5 protein-coding genes are annotated in these 4,547 nt (G+C 63.9%); 2 read left to right on the forward strand and 3 right to left on the reverse strand.

Annotation, left to right across the window (positions count from 1 at the left end):
- Positions 1-66 precede the first annotated feature (66 nt).
- The gene (locus JNN06_RS01125; RefSeq protein ID WP_291237758.1) at positions 67-1,740 is read right to left on the reverse strand and encodes a cytochrome c oxidase subunit 1; all 1,674 of its coding nucleotides are present in this window, start codon (positions 1,738-1,740) and stop codon (positions 67-69) included.
- A 256-nt stretch (positions 1,741-1,996) separates the two neighbouring features.
- Entirely contained in the window at positions 1,997-2,410 is a 414-nt protein-coding gene (locus JNN06_RS01130; RefSeq protein WP_291237759.1) for a cytochrome C, read from the reverse strand.
- Between the two features lie 415 nt (positions 2,411-2,825).
- Here JNN06_RS01130 and JNN06_RS01135 point away from each other — a divergent pair, with 415 nt between their 5' ends.
- Positions 2,826-3,104, forward strand: coding sequence for a hypothetical protein (locus tag JNN06_RS01135; protein WP_291237760.1), 279 nt, complete (start codon positions 2,826-2,828; stop codon positions 3,102-3,104).
- A 45-nt stretch (positions 3,105-3,149) separates the two neighbouring features.
- Positions 3,150-3,938 carry a helix-turn-helix transcriptional regulator gene (locus JNN06_RS01140; RefSeq protein WP_291237761.1) on the forward strand — a complete coding sequence of 263 codons (789 nt, stop codon included), beginning with the start codon at positions 3,150-3,152 and terminating at the stop codon, positions 3,936-3,938.
- Position 3,939: 1 nt separating this feature from the next.
- Here JNN06_RS01140 and lipB read toward each other — a convergent pair.
- On the reverse strand, positions 3,940-4,547 hold a 608-nt coding region (lipB, locus tag JNN06_RS01145; protein ID WP_291237762.1), incomplete at its 5' end, for a lipoyl(octanoyl) transferase LipB.

Here is a 4,547-nt window from a genome sequence, read left to right on the forward strand (position 1 = left end):
CCCCGTGCCAAATGCAAAAAGGCCCCGGAAAACCGGAGCCTTTTCTGTTGGTCGGGTCACCAAGCCTTAGTGGCTGTGCGACTTGTCCCAGTCCTCACGCTTCGGCAGCTGCTCGAAGGTATGCTCCGGCGGCGGGCAGGGCAGGGTCCATTCCAGCGTGTCGGCATATTCGTTCCAGTAGTTGTTCTCGGTCACCTTGCGGCCGAAGAACAGCGAATAGAACACGATACCGATGAAGAACACCAGCGAGGAGAAGGCCAGGAACGCGCCCATCGACGAGATCTTGTTCCAGTAGGCGAAGGCCTCCGGATAGTCGATATAGCGGCGCGGCATGCCCTGACGGCCCAGGAAGTGCTGCGGGAAGAAGGTCAGGTTCGCACCGATGAAGAACATCGCGAAATGCAGCTTGCCTGCCCATTCCGGATAGTGCTTGCCCGACATCTTGCCGAACCAGAAGTAGACGCCTGCGAAGATACAGGAGGCTGCCCCCAGCGACATGGTATAGTGGAAGTGCGCCACGACGTAATAGGTGTCGTGATAGGCGCGGTCCACCCCGGCCTGGCTCAGCACGATGCCGGTCACGCCGCCCACGGTGAACAGGAACAGGAAGCCCAATGCGAACAGCATCGGCGTCTTGAACTCGATCGAGCCGCCCCACATGGTCGCAATCCAGGAGAAGATCTTGATGCCGGTGGGCACTGCGATCACCATGGTGGCGGTCATGAAATAGGCCTGCTGGGTCAGCGACATGCCGACGGTATACATGTGGTGCGCCCAGACGACGAAGCCCAGAACACCGATGCCGACCATGGCATAGACCATCGGCAGATAGCCGAAGATCGGTTTGCGCGAGAAGGTGGCGATCACCTGCGAGGCGATCCCGAAGCCCGGCACGATCACGATATACACTTCCGGGTGGCCGAAGAACCACAGGATGTGCTGATAGAGGATCGGGTCACCGCCGCCCGAGGGCTGGAAGAAGGTGGTGCCGAAATTCCGGTCGGTCAGCAGCATGGTGATGGCGCCCGCCAGAACCGGCAGCGACAGCAGGATCAGCCAGGCGGTGACGAACACCGACCAGGCGAACAGCGGCACCTTGTGCATGGTCATGCCGGGGGCACGCATGTTCAGGAAGGTGGTGATGATGTTGATGGCGCCCAGGATCGACGACGCACCAGACAGGTGGACGGCGAAAATGGCGAGGTCCATCGCATAGCCGCCTTCGCTGGTGGACAGCGGCGGATACAGCACCCAGCCCACGCCCGCGCCCAGCTGGTCATTGCCGCCAGGCGAGAACACGCTGGCCACGGCCAGCGAGGTGCCGGCGAAATACAGCCAGAAGGACAGGTTGTTCATGCGCGGGAAGGCCATGTCCGGCGCACCGATTTGCAGCGGCATGAAATAGTTGCCAAAGCCGCCGAACAGCGCCGGAATGACCACGAAGAACATCATCAGCACGCCATGCGCGGTGATCGAGACGTTCCAGAGGTGGCCGTTGGGGGTGCAGGTCTGTGCGGCATCGGCAAAGAGGCGGGTGCCTTCCATGCACATGTGCTGCACACCCGGCTCCATCAGTTCAAGCCGCATGAAAACGGTGAACAGAACCGAAAGCAGGCCGGTCAGGCCTGCGACGAAAAGGTAAAGGATCCCGATATCCTTGTGGTTCGTCGACATGAACCAGCGGGTGAAGAAGCCCCGCGTGTCGTGGTGTTCGTGGCCATGAATGGCTGCGTCTGCCATCGGCTCCTCCCGTTATGTTGCGTTTCAAGGGCGGTCGGGTGGGAATCCCGCCGCCTGATTAGGCATCTCTAGTGCGCGACCGCAGGCGCGGCAATCGCAGACTTTGATCTGTATCAAGAAAACCGGCCCCCGGCCACCATGCCGCTGCGGCGAAGTGACGCATCCGCCTTGCGCGGGGCGCACGCCGCGCAGGTCCGGCCATGCGAAAGGGGCGCCCTTGCGGGGCGCCCCTCTGTCTCGTGCCGTCTTGCGAGGCTTACTTCTTGACGGAGGCGAGATAGGCCGCCATGTCCTCGCCGCCCTTGGCCAGCTTGAAGGTCATCTTCGATTTGGCGGCGGCATCGCCGGTCTGCTCTTTCAGCCATTTGCCGGGATCGGCCACATAGGCGGCCAGCAGGGCCTCATCCCAGACCACGCCCTTGGCGCCCACGGCGACAATCGATTCGCCGTATTTGTAATCGGCGACACCCGCCACCGGGCGGCCGATGACGCCATAAAGGTTCGGGCCGGTCTTGCCGCCTTTCTGGATCTCGGTGCCATCATCGGCCACGATCATGTGGCAGGCCTTGCATTTCTTGAAATCGGCCTCGCCCTTGGCCGCATCGCCTGCGGCAAAGGCCGGGGCGGCAAGGGCAAGCAGGGCGAGGGAAGTGGTGAGGATGCGGGTCATCTGAATGTCCTGGCTGTTGCTTGAACGTTGGGTGGTGGCCCCCGAGGGTCCGGCAAAAGCCGCAACGGGCCCTGCCGGATCATCGCGACCGTCATCGGGCATCCAGTTTGCACGGCGCCCGTCGCCTCGCAATGGGACAGCCTGTCACGCCTTGCCTTGACTTGCGTCAAGACTGCGACAGGCGGGGTGTGAAATTGCAAAGGCTACGATTGTGTAGCCTGTCGGAGCCAAAGCCGCAGCTTCGATCTGCATTCTGTATCTCGCGCTGCGGGTGTCCTGCGCGCATGCTCTGCCTTGGCGGGCATGCCTTCAAGGGGCCGTGCCGCCACAGGCGCAGGGAGCGGGACCGCGAAGGCACAGGCAAAGAAGGAACATTGGGGGCGAGGGCATCATGCCAGAACCGGTGGAGGACAGAATGTTGAAAACATGCCCGGGCTGCCCCGGTCTGCCGGGCCAAGGGCCACAAGACCCCGAACTTGTTTTGTCGCGGCTGATCGCGGCCTCGGCGGCGGTGGAAAGCCTGGCCTGCGATCTGGTCGGGCAGGTGCCGGCGGCCCGGGTGCTGCGCATCCTGCTGCTGACGCAGGATATGGAGCGGCTGGTGCAAGACTTGCAGACCATCCTGCATTCTCCCGCCGGAAAAAACGTCTTCCCCGCCTTTCAGGGGATAGTCAGGACGCCGCTTCCCCACTAGCGTGCGCAGCGCGTGGACGCGGGCAGCTTTGCCCGGGGGGGTAGAGTGGTTCTGGGCGTTTTTGCCGCCAATCTGCGGCGGTTGTGCAGCAGTCGCGGCGTCACTCTGGCGCAGGCGGCGCGCGATCTCGATCTGGGCAAGGTGCAGTTTCAGCGGTTCTTGCGGGCGGAATCCTTTCCCAAACCCAATCTTTTGCATCGCATCTGCCTGTATTTCGGCACCGATGCCCGCATCCTGACCGAGGCCTGGCCCTTTGCTGCGCCCCCGCCGCCGCCCGCAGAGGCGCCCCCGCTGGCGGGGCTGGTGCAGGCCGCGCGCTATGCCGGTTTGAGCCCGGCCTATTTCGACCCCGATCCCGGTTTGCCCGACGGCCATTACACGTTCTTCCGCCGCTCCATGAGCCTCGGCGGCCATATCGCGCGCTCGGTGGTGCAGATCAAGACGCTGGAACAGTGCCGCATTCTGCGCGCCTATGACGTGCCGGTGGCGCCCGCGCCGGGCTGGCCCCCGCGCCGCCTGCGCGACCGCGAGTTTCGCGGCATGGTGTTGCGTCAGGCTGTCGGCACCACCATCCTGCTGGTGCATGAGGCCTCGCAGGCGCTGTCGTCGATCTATTTGCAGCCGCAGACCTCGCATTTCGCGGATACGCGCTATTACGGCGTCACGAATTATGGCCGGATGAGCCAGCCAGAGGTCACCAATACCACCCGCGTGGTCTGGATCGCGGTGCCGCCGCGCCTGTCGCTGATCTTGCGGGCGCATCGGGCGCGCGGGCTATACAAGCCCGACGCCGTGCCACAGGACATTGCCGATTTCCTGCTGCACCCGCTCTAGATCAGCGTTTGCAGGCAGGCCCCTCGGCCATGCTTGGCTCGAAGGTCGCCATCAGCGCCGCATCCAGATCGGCCATCGTCACCGGCAGGCCCAGATCGACAAGGCTGGTCACCCCGTGATCGCGGATGCCGCAAGGCACGATACCCGAGAAATGCGACAGATCGGGTTCCACATTGATCGAGATGCCGTGAAAGCTGATCCATTTGCGGATCTTGATGCCAAGCGCTGCAATCTTGTCCTCGGACAGGCTGCCATCGGGCAGGCGCGGTTTGTCGGGGCGCGGCACCCAGACGCCGACACGGCCCTGCCGGATCTCGCCCGCCACGTTGAACTCGGCCAGCGCCGCGATGACCCAGCGTTCCAGCGCCCGCACGAAACAGCGCACATCGCCGCCGCGTTGCTTCACATCCAGCATGCAATAGACGATGCGCTGCCCCGGCCCGTGATAGGTATATTGCCCGCCGCGCCCCACCGCATGCACCGGAAAGCGGTCCGGCTCCACCAGATCCTCGGGCCGGGCCGAGGTGCCGGCGGTGTAAAGGGGGGGATGTTCCAGCAGCCAGATCGCCTCATCCGCCTCGCCGCGCGCAATGGCATCGGCGCGGGCCT

It is taken from the genome of Gemmobacter sp. (assembly GCF_016792925.1).
GTDB lineage: Bacteria > Pseudomonadota > Alphaproteobacteria > Rhodobacterales > Rhodobacteraceae > Gemmobacter.

Excerpts from the sequence above, each read along its gene's own strand:
- JNN06_RS01125 (WP_291237758.1), bottom strand. The coding sequence starts at position 1,740 with ATGGCAGACGCAGCCATTCATGGCCACGAACACCACGACACGCGGGGC.
- JNN06_RS01130 (WP_291237759.1), bottom strand. The coding sequence starts at position 2,410 with ATGACCCGCATCCTCACCACTTCCCTCGCCCTGCTTGCCCTTGCCGCC.
- JNN06_RS01135 (WP_291237760.1), top strand. The coding sequence starts at position 2,826 with ATGTTGAAAACATGCCCGGGCTGCCCCGGTCTGCCGGGCCAAGGGCCA.